Annotated in this window: 13 protein-coding genes; 6 read left to right on the top strand and 7 right to left on the bottom strand. The window is 70.9% G+C overall.

Annotated elements, in window-relative coordinates:
- The 5 genes from AB4091_RS20725 to uxaC form a co-directional block, all read right to left on the bottom strand.
- Positions 1-249, bottom strand: a 249-nt coding sequence (locus tag AB4091_RS20725) for a FadR/GntR family transcriptional regulator (protein WP_442294577.1), incomplete at its 3' end; no start/stop codon positions are given.
- Between the two features lie 100 nt (positions 250-349).
- A complete protein-coding gene (locus AB4091_RS20720; protein WP_442294575.1) occupies positions 350-1819 on the bottom strand; it encodes a glycoside-pentoside-hexuronide (GPH):cation symporter in 1470 nt (489 codons plus the stop codon).
- 47 nt (positions 1820-1866) lie between these two features.
- Entirely contained in the window at positions 1867-3537 is a 1671-nt protein-coding gene (locus AB4091_RS20715) for a gluconokinase (RefSeq protein WP_442294573.1), read from the bottom strand.
- Positions 3530-5005: a mannitol dehydrogenase family protein gene (locus AB4091_RS20710; RefSeq protein WP_442294571.1), complete on the bottom strand. Its 1476-nt coding sequence runs from the start codon at positions 5003-5005 to the stop codon at positions 3530-3532. The genes AB4091_RS20715 and AB4091_RS20710 overlap by 8 nt, the downstream gene beginning before the upstream one ends.
- Positions 5002-6429, bottom strand: a complete 1428-nt coding sequence (uxaC, locus tag AB4091_RS20705; RefSeq protein WP_442294569.1) for a glucuronate isomerase — start codon at positions 6427-6429, stop codon at positions 5002-5004. The genes AB4091_RS20710 and uxaC overlap by 4 nt, the downstream gene beginning before the upstream one ends.
- Before the next feature lie 98 nt (positions 6430-6527).
- Here uxaC and AB4091_RS20700 point away from each other — a divergent pair, with 98 nt between their 5' ends.
- Positions 6528-7859 (top strand): lactate racemase domain-containing protein, encoded by a 1332-nt coding sequence (locus tag AB4091_RS20700; RefSeq protein ID WP_442294567.1) that lies wholly within the window; start codon positions 6528-6530, stop codon positions 7857-7859.
- On the opposite strand, the gene AB4091_RS20695 is transcribed toward AB4091_RS20700, so the two are convergent.
- Positions 7763-8833 (bottom strand): LacI family DNA-binding transcriptional regulator, encoded by a 1071-nt coding sequence (locus tag AB4091_RS20695; RefSeq protein ID WP_442294565.1) that lies wholly within the window; start codon positions 8831-8833, stop codon positions 7763-7765. The two genes, AB4091_RS20700 and AB4091_RS20695, sit on opposite strands and share 97 nt — an antisense overlap.
- A gap of 1146 nt (positions 8834-9979) precedes the next feature.
- Here AB4091_RS20695 and AB4091_RS20690 point away from each other — a divergent pair.
- From AB4091_RS20690 to larB, 5 genes are all read left to right on the top strand, one after another.
- Positions 9980-10291: a hypothetical protein gene (locus AB4091_RS20690; RefSeq protein WP_442294563.1), complete on the top strand. Its 312-nt coding sequence runs from the start codon at positions 9980-9982 to the stop codon at positions 10289-10291.
- Positions 10292-10436: 145 nt separating this feature from the next.
- Positions 10437-12308: a beta-glucuronidase gene (gene uidA / locus AB4091_RS20685; protein WP_442294561.1), complete on the top strand. Its 1872-nt coding sequence runs from the start codon at positions 10437-10439 to the stop codon at positions 12306-12308.
- On the top strand, positions 12266-13696 hold the full coding sequence (gene gndA, locus AB4091_RS20680; protein ID WP_442294559.1) for an NADP-dependent phosphogluconate dehydrogenase: 1431 nt from the start codon (positions 12266-12268) through the stop codon (positions 13694-13696). Before uidA ends, gndA begins: the two co-directional genes overlap by 43 nt.
- A 10-nt stretch (positions 13697-13706) precedes the next feature.
- On the top strand, positions 13707-14603 hold the full coding sequence (gene larE / locus AB4091_RS20675; RefSeq protein ID WP_442294557.1) for an ATP-dependent sacrificial sulfur transferase LarE: 897 nt from the start codon (positions 13707-13709) through the stop codon (positions 14601-14603).
- The gene (gene larB / locus AB4091_RS20670) at positions 14596-15276 is read left to right on the top strand and encodes a nickel pincer cofactor biosynthesis protein LarB (protein WP_442294555.1); all 681 of its coding nucleotides are present in this window, start codon (positions 14596-14598) and stop codon (positions 15274-15276) included. Before larE ends, larB begins: the two co-directional genes overlap by 8 nt.
- Before the next feature lie 71 nt (positions 15277-15347).
- On the opposite strand, the gene larC is transcribed toward larB, so the two are convergent.
- Complete coding sequence (gene larC / locus AB4091_RS20665; RefSeq protein ID WP_442294553.1) at positions 15348-16649, bottom strand: nickel pincer cofactor biosynthesis protein LarC; 1302 nt, start codon at positions 16647-16649, stop codon at positions 15348-15350.
- Positions 16650-16773: the final 124 nt, after the last annotated feature.

Genomic DNA, 16773 nt, shown 5'->3' with positions numbered 1-16773 from the left:
CCACGACGTGCTCGGCAGCACGCGTACGCCCACGCGCTTGCGCGCCTCGACCAGGCCCATCGAGTCGAGCACGCGGATCGCCTCGCGCACCACCGAGCGGGAGACGCCGTAGCGCTCGTCGAGCTGGTCGATGCGCAGCACCGTGCCGGATGCCAGGTCGCCGGAGACGACCTGACGACCGAGGGTGTCGAGCACCTGCGAGTGGAGCGCGCCAGCGCTGCGCGGCGGGGCGATGGCTGCACTGGTCACGAGGGTCTCCTGGCGGATGCGGGCGGGACGCGGGCGGGACTGCGGGCGGACAAGGAAGGGCCGGTGCCGCACGAGTCGTGCGGCACCGGCCCTCGGGTGCTCAGTCGACGACGGTGCCGTCGGGGGCGATGAGGTGCCCCTGCTGGGCCTTGCGGAGCTCCGTCTCGTTGCGGATCTCGCGGAAGCGCTGGTCGGTCAGCGGGTACTTCCAGAAGATCGCCATCGCGATGAGGGCCACGAGCGCGGGAAGCAGGCCGATCGTGACGCGGATCGCCATGACCGCCGACTCCGGCTGGACGGGGTTGGGCACCGAGGCCGTGGCCGACAGGTAGCCACCGAAGGCCAGGGCGGCTGCACCGACCGCGCCACCGATCGACTGGGTGATCTTGCGGGTGAAGGAGAACACGGCGTACGTGGCGCCCTCGGAACGCTTGCCCGACTTCCACTCGCCGTACTCCACGGTGTCGGCCTCGAGGCCGAACATGATGGTGTTGATGAGCGCGGCGCCGATTCCCTTGACGCCGAGGAAGATCAGGGCCGGGGCAGCGGCGCCCGTCGGGGTGAAGAAGAGGGCGATGCCGCCGGCGACCGTGAACAGCCCACACCACTGGAACAGCGACTTCTTGCCGAAGCGGTCGACGAGCTTGGGGATGAACGGGGCCGCGACGATCGAGATGCCGCTGTTGACGAGGGTGATCGGGCCGAGCCACTTGATGTCCCCCATGACGTACTGGGCGTAGTAGGCCGAGGCGCCGCCGACCGCGAAGAGGCCGATGAGGTAGAAGAAGCTCGCCGCACAGAGGTAGCCGAGGGGCTTGTTGCTGCGCAGCGTGTCGTAGGTCTCGCGCATGGACACGCGCGGCGTCGTGCGGACGACCTTCTCACGACAGAAGTACCAGGTGATGAGATAGGCGATCGAGCCGATGACGATGAAGAGCAGGGTGGTCTGGGTGAAGATCTCCTGGACCTTCTCCTGGTATGCCGCCGAGCTGAGCGTCTGCTTGTCCTGCTTCAGGTCCGAGATCTTCGGCGCGATGATGTAGGTGAGCACGATGCCGCCGACGGCGCCGCCGAAGAAGCGCGACGAGACGAGCTTGGCCCGCTCCTTGACCGACTGGGTCATCGCCGACGCGAGCGAGCCGTACGGGATGTTGACGAGTGAGTACACCAGGCCGAGCCCCGCATACGTGACGTAGGCGTAGAGCAGCTTCGCGCCGTCCTCGAGGGAGCTCGGGACGTGGAAGGTGAGGAAGCTGAGGAAGAGCAGCGGCACGGCACCGAAGAGGATGAACGGGCGGAACTTGCCCATCCGCGTCATCGTCCGGTCCACGAGCCGGCCGGCGAACATGTCGGCGAAGGCGTCCCAGAGGCGCACGACGAAGAACATCGTCGCGACGGCGGCTGCGGAGAGGCCGGCGACGTCGGTGTAGTAGTAGAGCAGGAACGCCGTGCTCAGGGTGAACGCCAGGTTGTTGGCGAAGTCACCGAAGCCGTATCCGAGGATCGATCGCTTGGGCAGCCGCTCGTCGACGAACGACTGTGCGATCTGCTCCTTCGTGATGCTTGACATGGGGCCGAACTCCTTTGTGGGCCAGGACATCTGAGTGATGCGTTGCTCTAGTGAACGGCCCGCTGGTCATCGCTGACCATGAGTTGCCGCTTGTTGCCATCCGGTGGCCGGACCGTGCCTGCCAGCGCCGCCCGGTCCGGGCCGGCCAGGAGGTCGGCGGCCGCCGCGAGGTCGCGCAGGCGCGCCCCGGCGGAGGCCCGCGCCTCGCGGTACGCAGCCGAGCTGGCCTCGGCCGCGACGACCGTCTGCTCGGCTTCGGGGCCCACCCCGACCAGGCCGGGAGCCAGGTGCTCCAGCGCCTCCTCGAGGGTCGGCTCGACGCCGACGGCGTACAGGCCGAGCGCCGCTGCGCCGAGCGCCGAGCCCTCGGCCCCGGCCGTGACGGTCAGGGGGCGGCCGAGGACGCCGGAGAGGATCTCGCACCACAGCTCGCTGCGGAAGACCCCGCCCGTCGCACGGATCGCGGTCACGGGCGTGACCTCGTCGAGACCGTCGAGGATGGTGGCGAGCTGGAAGGCCACGCCCTCGACGGCGGCACGGATGAAGTGGGCCCGGGTGTGGTGCTGCCGGATGCCGAGGAAGGCGCCACGGAGCTCGGCGTCCCACAGGGGTCCGCGCTCCGCCAGGAGGAAGGGCAGCATGACGAGGCCGTCACTGCCGGGCTCGATGGCGGCGGCGAGGGCGAGCACGTCGGTGTCGCTGACCGGCGGACGGGCGAACTCCTTCGGCGAGTCGGGGCGCTCGGCGGCGAACACCGACCCGGCCCAGCGGACCACCGCTCCCCCGTTGCTGATCGGAGTGCCGAGCACCCACCGGTCCTCGGTCAGGGCGTAGCAGAACAGGCGCCCGCTGGGGTCCGCCCACGGCTCGTCGACGACGAGGCGCAGCGCGCCGCTCGTCCCCAGCGAGAGGCCGGCGACGCCGGGCCGGATCGCTCCGGTGCCCAGGTTGCCCAGGGGGCCGTCACCCGCCCCGACCACGACCGGCGTACCGGCAGGCAGACCCACGCGAGCCGCGACGGCAGCGTCCAGCGGGAGCGTCGCCGTCGTGGGAAGCACCTGTGGGAGCTGGTCGACCCGGGCGCCGGAGAGGGCGACCGCCTCGGCGTCCCACGTGCGGTCGGCGATGGAGAGCATGCCCGTGCCGCTCGCTGACGAGAGCTCGGTGACGAGGCGGCCCGTCAGGGCGTGGAGGACGAGGTCCTTGAGCCCGACCCACGACCGCGCGCTGCGCATGAGCTCGGGCTCGTTCTGGGCGAACCAGCGCAGCTTGGTCAGCGGGGACATCGAGTGGACGGGCGTGCCGGACCGAGCGTGCAGCGAGGCCGCCAGAGGTGACGCCCGCAGCTCGCGTGCCACGTCCCTCGCGCGTGCGTCGGCCCAGGTGATGATCGGCGTCAGCGGCCGGGCGTCGTCGTCGAGCGCGATGACACCGTGCATGGCCGTGCTCACCGAGAGGGCGACCACGGAACCGCCGTCGAGCTGGGCGACGCAGTCGGCGATTGACTTCAGCGTCGCCGCGACGACCACCTCGGCGTCCTGGACGCGCCACCCCGACCGGGGCCTGATCAGGGGGTACTCGTGCACGGCGGTGTGCGGAGCACGCCTCCGGGCGTCGGGGTTCGCGTCCCACGAGTACTCGAAGGCGACGACCTTGGCCGCCGTCGTGCCGACGTCGACCCCGATGACGTAGTGCGCCCGTTCCCGGCTGTCAGGCACTCGGGGCGCCCGTGGAGATCGAGGCGAGGCGGGTGAGGTCCGCGAGCTGCGTGAGCACCATGGGGGCCACCTGCTGCACCTCTGCGGCCTCGAGGCCCAGTCGGGTCAGTACAGCGGGCGCCGCCACCTCGGGGTCGCCGGAGGCGAGCGCCACGACCTCGTCGGCCGCGGCGTCGGTGACGGGCGCGCCGTGGCCACGCAGGTGCGCGACCCAGGCGGCGACGGTGCGGGTGGCCCCGGCCGCGACCCGGCCGGCGGCCAGCTCGGCCCGGAGCACGGGCACGACCCGGATCGGCACCTTCTGTGACCCGTCGGCAGCGATCTGGGCCAGCAGGTGGCGGATCTGCGGGTTCTGGTAGCGCTCGAGGAGCGCGCGACGGTACTCCGTGACGGCGTCGGGGGGCAGCTCGAGGTGCGCTGCCGCCGCGTCCCACCACTCCTCGACCCAGGAGCGGACGAGCGGGTCGGCGATCGCCTGGGCCACCGTCTCGTGCCCGAGCAGCGAGCCGGCGTACGCCATGAGGGAGTGCGACCCGTTGAGCAGCCAGAGCTTGCGGGTCTCGAACGGGTGCACGTCGTCGACGACCGTCGCCCCGGCCGACTCCCAGTCGGGGCGGCCGCCGGGGAAGGCGCCGGCGAGCACCCATTCGGAGAACGGCTCGGTCGGGACCGTCTCGGGGTCGTCGACACCGGTCTGCTCTGCGACGGCTGCCCGGTCCTCGTCGGTCGAGCGGGGCGTGATGCGGTCGACCATCGTCGTCACGAAGGAGACGTTCGCCTCGACCCAGCCCGGCAGCGTGTCGTCGACCCGGGCGGCCAGGTCGCCGACGACGCGGGCGACCATGGCCCCGTTGTCGGGCACGTTGTCGTTGGGGACGAGGGCGATGGGTCCGGCCCCGGCCGCGCGTCGGGCCAGCAGGCCGGCGACGAGCTTGCCCGGAGTGGTGGTGACGACGCCGCCCAGCGGATCGGCCCGCAGGGCATCGATGTCCGCCATGACGTCTTCGGCGCCGACGTCGAGCCTGCCGGACGCGTCACGGCGGTAGCCCGCCTCGGTGACCGTGCTGGTGACCACGGCGAGCGCCGGGTCGGCGAAGTAGCCGCGCAGGGCGGCGAGGTCATCGGACGCGTGCACGGCGCTGAGGCTCGAGATCACCTCGGCGCGAGACCCGGCGGGTCCGCGGACCAGGAGCGTGTAGAGGCCGTCCTGGCGGGCCAGGCTCTCGGCGATCGCCGGCGAGCGCCCGGTGAAGGCGGCGATGCCCCACCCGTCGGCGTCACTGGCGTGCTCGGTGTACCAGGCGGCGTGGGCCCGGAAGAAGTTGCCGACACCGAGGTGCACGATGCGCACCGGTGCGGCCGGGCGGCCGTCGGTGGCGCGGTCGAGGCGGCGCAGGCCCGCGCCCTCCGAAGGCTGCGTGTGGCCGGGGGCGTGCGCGGCGGCATACGGGAGCTTGTCGGTGCTCACAGCTTGAACGCCTTCCGGGGGATCGTCGTCACGAGGTCGACCGCGGTCTCGAGGGCCTCGTCCTCGTCGAGCCGGTGCTCGGCGACGAGCTGCGCGAGGTAGGCGCTGTCGAGGCGGCGCGACATGTCGTGGCGCGCGGGGATGGACAGGAACGCGCGGGTGTCGTCGATGAAGCCCGACGTCCTGTAGAAGCCGGCGGTCTCGGTGACCGCACCGCGGTAACGACGGACGGCCTCGGGTGCGTCGAGGAACCACCACGGCGCACCCGCGAAGACACTGGGGTAGAAGCCGGCCAGGGGTGCGATCTCGCGCGAGAAGACCGTCTCGTCGAGCGTGAAGAGCACGAGCTGGAAGCCGTCCGCCGAGCCGAACCGGTCGAGCAGCGGCTGCAGGCCCTTGGTGAACTCGACCGTGGTCGGGATGTCGTGGCCGGTGTCGGCGCCGAACGCCTCGAACGTCGGCGTGTGGTGGTTGCGGTGCACGCCCGGGTGCAGCGTCATGACGAGGCCGTCCTCGGTCGCCATCCGCGCCATCTCGACGAGCATGTGGCGACGGAACGCCGTCGCGTCCCCCGGGCTCACGACCCCGCGGAGGGCAGCGTCGTAGATGCGGGCCGCGTCGGCGACGTCGAGCACGAGCGTCTCGACGTCGGCGTGCGAGTGGTCCGACGACACGGCGCCGTTGTCCTTGAAGAAGCGGCGCCGCTCCTCGAGCGCCGCGATGTAGCCGGCATACGTGTCCGTGTCGATCCTGCTCGCCCGGGCCAGGTCGCCCATGAGGTCCGGGAAACCCGCCCTGCCCGGCTCGAGGTAGCGGTCGGGACGGAACGTCGGCACCACGCGCGGCGCGAAGCTCGCGTCGTCGCGGAGCACCCGGTGGTGGTGCAGGTCGTCCGCCGGGTCGTCCGTCGTGGCGAGCACCTCGATGCCGAAACGGTCCATCAGCGCGCGTGGTCGGAAGTCGGGCCGGGTGATCGTCTCCGCGATGTGGTCGTAGATGCCGTCGGCCGTCTCGGGCGCGAGCCGCTCCGTCACCCCGAAGACGTCGGCGAGGACGCTGTCCATCCAGAAGCGGCTAGGCGTGCCCCGGAAGGCCTTCCAGTGCTCGGCGAGCAGCCCGAACGCGCGCCGCGACCCGGCGGCGTCGAGCGCACGACCTGCGACACCGAGGTCCTCCAGCGCGACGCCCTGGGCGTGCAGCAGCCGGAAGACGTAGTGGTCGGGCGAGATCAGCAGCGACGTCGGGTCGGTGAAGGGCACGTCGTCTGCGAGCCACACCGGGGGCACGTGACCGTGCGGCGAGATGATCGGCAGGTGGGCGACCGATGCGTAGAGGCGACGGGCGATCTCGCGGGTGCCGGGGTCGACGGGCAGGAGCCGGTCAGGGTCGAGGGCGAGCGGCCGGGCCGCGGCGAGAGTCGTCATGTCGTCCATCGTCTGCCCCGCGATGCACCGACGCCACGGGTTGCCACCTGTTGCCGGGGATGCTTGCCACGCCTCCTCGCCGGGGTGAGAGTGGGCGCATGACGACGACCGCACCCACGCCCCCCACCGCGCCGGTCCTGAACGAGGCACCCGAGGTGGCGGCACGGCGGGCCGCCCGTCTCGGCGGGCCGGAGAGCCGGCTGACGACCGAGGAGGTGCGGGGGTTCATCCGCGAGCAGCTCGACGCCACCGACGTCGACGGCAAGAGCGTGTGCATCGTCGTGCCCGACGGCACGCGCACGTGCCCGCTGCCGATGCTGGTCGGCGCCGTCCACGAGGCGCTGGCCGGACGCGCGTCTCGGATGACCACGCTGATCGCGCTCGGCACCCACCAGCCGATGTCCGAGGAGGCGCTCGCGTCGCACCTGGGCTACGCAGCGGGTCACATCGAGGAGACCTATCCGGGCATGACCGTCGTCAACCACGAGTGGTGGGACGAGTCCACCTTCGCCGACCTCGGCACCATCCCGGCGGCGCGGCTGTCAGAGCTGTCCGAGGGGCGCCTGTCGATGGACGTCAGGGTGCTGCTCAACCGGGCCGTCGTCGAGCACGACATCGCGCTCGTCGTCGGGCCGGTCCTCCCCCACGAGGTCGTCGGCATCTCCGGCGGCAACAAGTACTTCTTCCCCGGCGTCGCCGGCCAGGACATCATCGACGTCTCCCACTGGATCGGGGCCCTCATCACGTCGGCCGAGATCATCGGGACCACCGCGGTGACCCCGGTCCGCGCGCTCATCAACGAGGGCGCCTCACTGGTCCCGGCCGAGAAGCTCGCCTTCTGCGTCGTCGGCGAGAAGGGGTCGCACGGCGGCGAGCAGTCGCTCCACTCGATCTCGTTCGGCGACACGATCTCCTCCTGGGCCAATGCCGCCGAGGTCTGCGCGCAGACGCACGTCACCTACCTCGACGAGCCCGTCAGCCGGGTCATCTCGGTCATCCCCGAGATGTACGACGACATCTGGACCGGGGCCAAGGGGTTCTACAAGCTCGAGCCGGCGGTGGCCGACGGCGGCGAGGTCATCCTCTACGCGCCGCACATCACCGAGATCTCGACGAGCCATCCCGAGATCAACGAGATCGGCTACCACTGCCGCGACTACTTCGTGAAGCAGTGGGACCGGTTCAAGCACATCCACTGGGGCACGCTCGCGCACTCGACGCACCTGCGCGGCGCGGGCACCTACGACGCCGAGACTGGAGAGGAGCGCCTGCGCGTCAAGGTGACGCTGGCGACCAGGATCCCCGAGGACGTATGCCGTGCCGCCAACCTCGGCTACCTCGACCCGGACTCAGTCGACGTGGCCGCCGAGGCAGAGGGCGGGGCGTTCGTCGTGCCCAACGCCGGCGAGGTCCTCTTCCGTCTTCGCTGACCGGTCGACCGGCGCGCGACCAGCCGCATCGGCATGACGATCGGCTCCCGGCTAGGCACGGCGCCGCCCACCATGGCGACGAGGTTGCGCACGCCCGTGGCGCCCATCGCGTGCAGCGGTGCCGCGACCGTCGTCAGCTCGGGCTCGGTGATCTCTGCCAGCAAGGTGTTGTCGAAGCCGACGACGCTGACGTCCTCGGGAACGGCGAGCCCGAGGCGCAGCAGGCCCTTGAGCACGCCGATCGCGACGACGTCGTTGTAGGCGATGACGGCCGTGGCTCGCTGGGCCGAGATCTCGCGTGCCCGGGCGAACCCGGCCTGGACGGTGGGGGTGTTGGAGGGGCCGACCCGCTTGACCTTGAGGTCGAGCTCGTAGGCAGCCTCGCGCAGCGCCTGCCACCGCACCCCGTCGGTCCAGCTCGACTCGGGGCCGGCGACGTAGGTGAGGCTCTCGTGCCCGAGCTCGGCCAGGTGCTCCACGGCTCGGCGCATCCCTCGCGCGTTGTCGACGAGGATGCTCGGCACCTCGGGCAGGCGGCGGTTGAGCACGATGACCGGCTTCTGCTTCGCCATCATCCGGATCGCCTGGTCCGACATGCGCGAGCTCGTGAGCAGGACGCCCTCGACGGCCCGCAGCTCGCGCTCGGTCCACTCCCGCTCGAGCTGGGCGTCCTCCTGCGTGTGCGACAGGAGCACGGTGTAGCCGAGCTCGCCCGCCGCCTCGTGGGCCCCGCGGATGATGTCGGCGTAGAACGGGTTGGTGATGTCGGTGACGACGAGCGCGATCGAGCGGGTGCGGGTCGGCACGAGGCCGGCGAGCGACCCGGAGCGGTAGCCGAGCTTCTGCGCCGCCTCGAAGATGCGCGCCGCCGTCTCGGCATTGACCCTGCCGGGCCTGGCGAACGCCCGCGACACCGTCGAAGCAGCCACACCGGCGGCCTCGGCGACGTCGTAGATCGTCGGGCGACGCTCCATGCCCCACACCCTAGCCACCCCCCATCGAGAGAACACTCCGTCTCCCCCACCCCAATCGAGAGAACACTCCGTCACCCACACGAGTGCGTACGCCTCCCCTCAGCCCAATCGAAAGAACACTCCGTCACCCACCTCCCCCATCGAAAGAACACTGCGTCACGTTCCGAGGGCGTATGCCGTCCCCACCTCCAATCGAGAGAACCCTCCGTCACCCACACGAGTGCGTACGCCTCCCCTCAGCCCAATCGAAAGAACACTCCGTCGCCCACCTCCCCCATCGAAAGAACACTGCGTCACGTTCCGAGGGCGTATGCCGTCCCCACCTCCAATCGAGAGAACCCTCCGTCACGTCCCCTCCGATCGAGAGAACGCTTGGTCGCGGCGCGCACGGCGGTTCCCTGTGGACGACGAGCCCCCGAGGTCCCTGCCGGTCGCCACCATCGATCTCATGCCAGTGACGCTCCCGACTGCCCTGACGGACCGGCCCTTCACGCCGACGATGGCTGCGGCGTGGGGACTCGCCAAACCGCAGGTGTATGCCCTGCACCTCAGCTCACCGACCCGTGGCGTGTGGTCCGCTCACGCGTGCGACTCCCTCGTCGAGAAGTGCTCGGCCGCCGGCTTGGTCATCGAACGACATGCCTTCTCGCACCTGACCGCCGCCCGGATCCATGAGTTCCCGTTGCCGATGTCACTCCGTGAAGACCTCGCCATCCATGTGATGCGCGACGTGGCGGACGGGCCGGTGCGCCGCCCTGGATTCATCGGACACCGTGGCCTTTCAGGTCGCGCCGTCGTGCGCGCCGCCGGGCCCCCGGTCACGAGTCCGGCCGACACCTGGGTGGACATGGGCGAGCTCATCCGTCCCGGAATCCCCTTGGGTCTGGACGACCTGGTCGCGATTGGAGACGCCGTCGCCGACAAGCTGGGGTCGGTCGAGCCACTGCGCGAGGCGCTTGCGGCACGCGTCGCCCCGCGCGGAAAGCTCACCCTCCTCGAGGCGCTCGACTGGATACGCGTTGGCTCGGAGTCCCCGGGCGAAACCCGGGCCCGGCTCATCCTCGTTCGCGCTGGCCTTCCTGAGCCCGAGCTCAACCAGACGGTGTACACCGCCAAGCGACGTCGGCTCGGCCGACCAGACATGCGGTGGGTCAGGCAGCGGGTGCTGCCAAGTACCAAGGCCGCGAGTTTCACGACAGTCCTGAGCAACGGGAGCACGATGCAGCGCGCTTCAAGGGCTTCTCCGAAGACGGCTGGTCAGTCGTCGACGTCTGGGACGATGACGTCAACAGCGATACCGGACGGTATGCGCTCGTCCTGCGCACAGCGAACGCGCTCGGCCACCCGCGGGCCGCGCTGAATCTCTCGGAGATCCACCCACAGTTCTTCAGTGCGCGCATGCTCGAGCTCGCGGAGATTCGCGCGCGCCGTCTGCGTGCACGCGCCAAAGCAGCGTGACGGAGCGTTCTCTCGATCGGAGACAGGCGTGACGGAGCGTTCTTTCGATTGAGGGGCGCGGCAACTGGTGGCAATCGCTCGCCTGGTTGCCGCGGCCGGTGAGTGAATGGGACGAGCCCCGCACCACCCACCGAAAGGCCACCCCATGCTCCGCCCCCAGGACACGACCACCCGCGAGACGAAACGACTCGACGGCATCTGGTCCTTCCAGCTCGACGGCGAGTCCGAGGGGCGTGACGCCCGCTGGTTCGGCGCGAACCTCCCGGCACCGCGTGACATGGCCGTGCCGGCCAGCTTCAACGACCTGACGGCCGACGCCGCAGTCCGCGACTACTTCGGTGACATCTGGTACCAGCGCACCGTGCAGGTGCCGCGGGGCTGGGCCGACCAGCGGATCGTGCTGCACTTCGAGTCCGCCACGCACCGCGCCACCGTGTGGGTGGGCGACCACGAGGTCGTGAGCCACGAGGGCGGCTACACCCCGTTCGAGGCCGACATCACCGAGTTCGTCACCCCGGGCGAGGCGGTGCGCGTCACGGCTCTCGTCAACAACACGCTGAGCTTCCAGTCCATCCCGCCGGGCGTCATCGAGGAGGGCCCGGCCGGCCAGAAGCAGATCTACTGGCACGACTTCTTCAACTTCGCGGGCATCCACCGTTCCGTGTGGCTGTCGGCGACGCCGCAGGCACGCGTCGAGGACATCACGGTCGTCACCGGGTTCGAGGGCGACACGGGGTCGGTCGACTACACCGTCGAGGCCGCCGACGCCGACGGCCTCGACGTGCAGGTCGTGCTGCGCGACGCCGCCGGCCGCGAGGTCGCGACCGGAACGGGCGCCACCGGCAGGCTCAAGGTGGCCGACGTGCACCTCTGGGCACCCGGCCACGGCTACCTCTACGACCTCGAGGTGCAGCTCGTCGACGACGGCGGCGCGGTGCTCGACAGCTACCACCAGACCGTCGGCATCCGCACCGTCGAGGTGCGCGGCACGCAGTTCCTCATCAACGGCGATCCCTTCTACTTCAAGGGTTTCGGCATGCACGAGGACCACTCGACGATCGGCAAGGCGCACAGCCCGGCGCACGTCGTCCAGGACTTCGAGCTGCTCGACTGGATCGGCGCCAACTCGTTCCGCACCTCGCACTACCCCTACTCCGAGGACGTCATCGACTACGCCGACCGCCACGGCATCGTCATCATCGACGAGACGGCGGCCGTCGGCCTCAACATGGGACTCGGCGGAGGCATCTTCGGCGGTCAGGGCTACCAGACCTTCTCCCCCGACACCATCAACGACTCCAGCCGCGAGGTCCACGCCCAGGCGATCCGCGAGCTCATCGCCCGCGACAAGAACCACCCGAGCGTCGTGCTCTGGTCGATCGCCAACGAGCCCGAGTCCGACACCGAGGGTGCCGAGGACTACTTCCGCCCGCTGTTCGACGTGGCACGAGAGGCCGACCCGACACGGCCCGTCGGTTTCGTCAACGTCATGCTCGCGCCGCACGGCAAGTGCCGCGTCTCGCAGTTCGCCGACGTGCTCATGCTCAACCGCTACTACGGCTGGTACGTCAACACCGGCGACCTCGCCGGCGCCGAGATCGCCTGGACGAACGAGCTGAACGGCTGGGCGTCCGAGGGCAAGCCGATCGTCATCACCGAGTACGGCGCCGACACGCTCGCCGGCAACCACTCCCTCACTCCGCAGCCGTGGAGCGAGGAGTACCAGGTGGACTACCTCGACATGAACCACCGCGTGTTCGACGCCTGCGACGCCGTCGTCGGCGAGCACGTCTGGAACTTCGCCGACTTCGCCACGACATCAGGGATCATGCGCGTCGACGGCAACAAGAAGGGCGCCTTCACCCGCGACCGCAAGCCGAAGGGTCACGTCACCGTCGACGTGACCGCGCCCGGCCCCTCATCCCCAGCCCGGCGGCATACCTCCGCTGCCGCCTGTCCCAGAAGGAAACTCGCATGGCAGCTCTGGCAAACATCGGCGTCGTCGGTCTCGCGGTGATGGGCAGCAACCTCGCCCGCAACCTGGCCCGGCACGACCACCGTGTCGCCCTCTACAACCGCAGCCCCGAGCGCACCCGGGCGCTCGTCTCCGACCACGGCTCGGAGGGCGACTTCGTCGCGTCGGAGTCGCTCGAGGACTTCGTCGCCTCGCTCGAGCAGCCACGGCGCATCGTCGTGATGGTCAAGGCGGGCGCCGGCACCGACGCGGTCATCGACCAGCTCGTGCCGCTCCTCGACGAGGGCGACATCGTCGTCGACGGTGGCAACGCCCACTTCGAGGACACCCGCCGCCGCGAGGCGAGCCTGCGCGAGAAGGGGCAGCACTTCGTCGGCACCGGCATCTCGGGCGGTGAGGTGGGCGCGCTCGAGGGCCCGTCGATCATGCCGGGCGGCTCCAAGGAGTCGTATGCCGCGCTCGGGCCGATCCTCGAGTCGATCGCCGCCCAGGTCGACGGTGAGGCCTGCTGTGCCTGGATGGGTCCCGACGGCGCCGGCCACTTCGTGAAGATGGTGCACAACGGCATCGAGTACGCCGACATGCAGTTCATCGCCGAGGCCTACGACGTGCTGTCGGCCGCCGGCCTGACTGCCGGCGAGATCGCCGACGTCTTCCGCGAGTGGAACACCGGTGAGCTCGACTCCTTCCTGATCGAGATCACGGCCGAGGTGCTGTCGCAGGTCGACGACTCGACCGGCCGCCCACTCGTCGAGGTCATCACTGATGCAGCCGAGCAGAAGGGAACCGGTCGCTGGACGGTGCAGACCGCCCTCGAGCTCGGTGTGCCGGTCTCGACGATCGCCGAGTCGGTCTTCGCTCGTTCCGCCTCCGGCGACGCAGCTGTGCGCGAGGTGACCCGGGGTGTCTTGGCCGGCCCGAATCGCGTTGTCTCCGTTGACGATCGCAGACAGCTGGTCGACGACGTGCGCGACGCGCTCTGGTCGTCGAAGGTCGTCGCGTACGCTCAGGGGCTCGACCAGATCCGCAAGGCCAGCGAGGAGTACGGCTGGGACGTCGACATCGCGACCGTCGCTCGCATCTGGCGCGGCGGGTGCATCATCCGCGCCCGCCTGCTCGCGCAGATCAGCGACGAGTACGCCGCCGGGGGTCTGCGCACGCTCCTCGTGGCCCCGAGCATCGCGAAGGGCCTGGCGGCCCGGCAGGACCCGTGGCGGCGCGTCGTCGGCCTCGCCACCACCGCGGGGGTCCCGGTGCCCGGCTTCTCGAGCGCACTGGCCTACTACGACACCGTCCGCGCGGACCGGCTCCCAGCCGCCCTCGTGCAGGGGCTGCGCGACAACTTCGGTGCCCACACCTACGGTCGCATCGACCGGGCTGGTGCGTTCCACACCCTGTGGTCGGGTGACCGGAGCGAGGTCCAGGCGTGAGGATGGGGTCATGACGACCCCAGCGACCGCGACCGACACCGACGAGGCCGACCTGCCCGACCACCTTGCTCTCTTGGCTGCACGGGTGGTCGACGCCCTCCGAGCCGGTATGCCGTCCGCCCCGGTCGGCCGCGTCGGCGTCGCCTTCTCGGGTGGCGTCGACTCGAGCCTGCTGCTGGCGCTCGCGGTGCGTGGGCTCGGGCCCGAGCAGGTCGTCGCGGTGCTCGGTGTCTCGCCGAGCCTGGCGGCCGACGAGCGGCGGGGCGCTCACGACGTCGCGGCGCACATCGGCGTCCCGATCGTCGAGGTGGGCACGCACGAGGGTGACAACCCCGCCTACCGGCGCAACGGTCCCGACCGGTGCTTCCACTGCAAGGACGAGCTCTTCACCCGCATCTCCGACGAGGTCGTGCAGCGGCACGACCTTTCGGCGGTGGCCTACGGCGAGAACGCCGACGACGCCCGCAGGCCGGACCGCCCTGGTGCCCGCGCCGCAACGAACCACCGGGTTCTGCGCCCGCTGGCTGACGCCGGACTGACCAAGGACGACGTGCGGTCACTCGCTCGGGCCCTCGGTCTGCCCAACGCCGACAAGCCCGCAGCGCCGTGCCTGGCCTCACGCATCCCGCACTTCACCGAGGTCGACCCCACACGCCTGGCCCAGGTCGAGGCAGCCGAACATGCTCTGCGTGCCATGGGATTCACGGACAGCCGAGTGCGCCACCACGGTGACGTGGCGCGCATCGAGCTGGCTGCCGACGACCTGGTTCGCGCCGTCTCACCTGACGTACGCGACCGGCTGGTCGCCGAGGTCACTGCCGCCGGCTTCCGGTTCGTCGCGCTCGACCTCGCCGGCATCCAGTCCGGCGCCTTCACCCTGCCGCTCGTCGAGGTGACTCGTGGCTGACTCGTCCCTCGACGGGGTCGCGGAGCTCGACCTGGACCGCGGCTCGCGACGCGGCTACCCCGAGGCGATCTACTGCGAGGGCAAGACCCCCGAGCAGGTGCGTGCCATCGCCCGCCGGCTGGCGGAGGCGTACGCGTCCGGCGAGACCAGCGGCACCGCCCTGTTCACGCGCGCCTCCGTCGAGCATGCCGCCGCAGTGGTGGCCGAGCTGCCCGACGCGCTTCACGACGAGATGGCACGTCTGGTCGTGTGGCCACCCGAGCCCCCCACTCCCACAGGCGAGCTCGTCGTCATCCTCTGCGCCGGCACGTCTGACCTTCCGGTTGCGCAGGAGGCCGCGGTGACCGCCCGGCACCTCGGCCGACCCGTCGAGCTGGTCGTCGACGTCGGCGTGGCCGGCATCCACCGGGTGCTCGCCCGGCGCGAGCTCATCGACCGCGCAGGCGCCCTGGTGGTCGTCGCGGGCATGGACGGCGCGCTCGCCAGCGTCGTCGCCGGGCTGGCGCGCGCACCCGTCGTCGCGGTCCCCACGTCGGTGGGCTACGGCGCCGCGTTCGGTGGCATCGCCCCGCTGCTCACGATGCTCAACGCCTGCGCTCCCGGGGTCGGGGTCGTCAACATCGACAACGGCTACGGCGGCGGGCACCTCGCTGCCCAGATCGCCGCCCGCTGACCCTTCGGCTGTCGACGCCGGCACGCGAAAGCAGCCGCTCAGGCGACCGGAGACCCGTGACCGGCCCCCCGTCACGCCTGCGCGCGCAGGCCCTCCGGCACGGCCGCACCCGCGACCAGCCCGGCGACCACGGCAGCCGCCACCGACCTGTCCAGGACGTGGCGCACGGGAAGCCCCGATGTCGAGGCAGCCGCCTCGACGTCACGGAACTCAGGCGTCGCAGTGACGACCCGACCGTCACGGTGGGCCACCTTGACGCCGATGCGGCACCCGTCCACGTCGACGTCGCACCAACCCCGTGCAAGCGCCCACCGCCGCACCGTCGTCTCGCGAATCCCGATGGTGGTCGTCGTGGCCAGGAACAGCTCGCAGAGGGCTGCTCGGTGTCGTGCGTCGGTGAGGACCGAGAGCTGCTGGGCCGGCCGTCCCCGTTTCATGACGATGGGCGTCAGCCAGGCGTCGGCGGCCCCGGCATCCATGAGCGCGTCGATGACCGTGGGCCACAGGCGTGGGTCGAGGTCGTCGACATTGGCTTCCAGAACGACCATCTCGGCGCTCTCCAGGTCGGTGGGCTCGGAAGCACCCGCGTCGTGGTCGTCAGGCGGCAGTGCACTGTCGACCGTGAAGGATCCGCCGACCGGCTGACCGAGGACCACCCTGACGACGTTGGGGCGTCCGGGCACGTCCTTGGTGCCTGCGCCCACGCCGCGGCTGATGACCTGCACGGGTGGCAGGTCGCCCTGCCCGGTCGCGAGCGCAGTCGCCAGCGCGACGCCCGTGGGTGTGGCGAGCTCGCCGTCACCACCGGACACGACGTCCCAGCCACGCACGAGCTCCAGCACGGCAGGCACCGGGACGGGGATCCGTCCGTGCGCCGCGTTCACCGTGCCGGAGCCGAGAGCGATCCTCGACACGGTCACCGACGAGACCCCCAGCGACGTGAGCGCGGCGCAGACCCCCACGACGTCGGCGATCGAGTCCCAGGCACCCACCTCGTGGAAGTGGACCTCGTCGACGCCGACACCGTGCACGCGCGCCTCGGCCTCCGCGAGGGCGCCGAAGGCCCTGAGCGCCCGATGGCGGGTCGAGTCGTCCAGTGGGGCCGCTGTCAGGCGAGAGCGGATCACCGACCACGACCGGTGGTGCTGGTCGGGAGCCAGCAGCTCGACATCCACCTTCAGCGCACGCATACCAGCGCGTTGCACCTCGGAAACCACGAGTCGCACGGTGTCGGGGATGACGGCGTCGACGGCCGACTGGACCTGTGACAGAGGGGCGCCCGCATCGACGAGCGCGGCCAGCAGCATGTCTCCGGCGACACCGGCCGACAGGTCGAGCCAGGCTGCACGGTCGGGTTCGGCAGGGCGCTCCATGACCGACACCGTATGCCGTGCCGCCCCGGCGCGTCCGGATGACCCGAACGCCCCGAGACGCCCCGAGTCGCCCTGGACGCCCCGAAGGGGCGGACCGACGACGCGGTCCGCCCCTTCCACGCTG

The sequence above is a fragment of the Terrabacter sp. 2RAF25 genome, from assembly GCF_052115265.1.
Lineage (GTDB): Bacteria > Actinomycetota > Actinomycetes > Actinomycetales > Dermatophilaceae > Terrabacter.
This window is presented reverse-complemented; position numbering and strand designations above follow the sequence as displayed.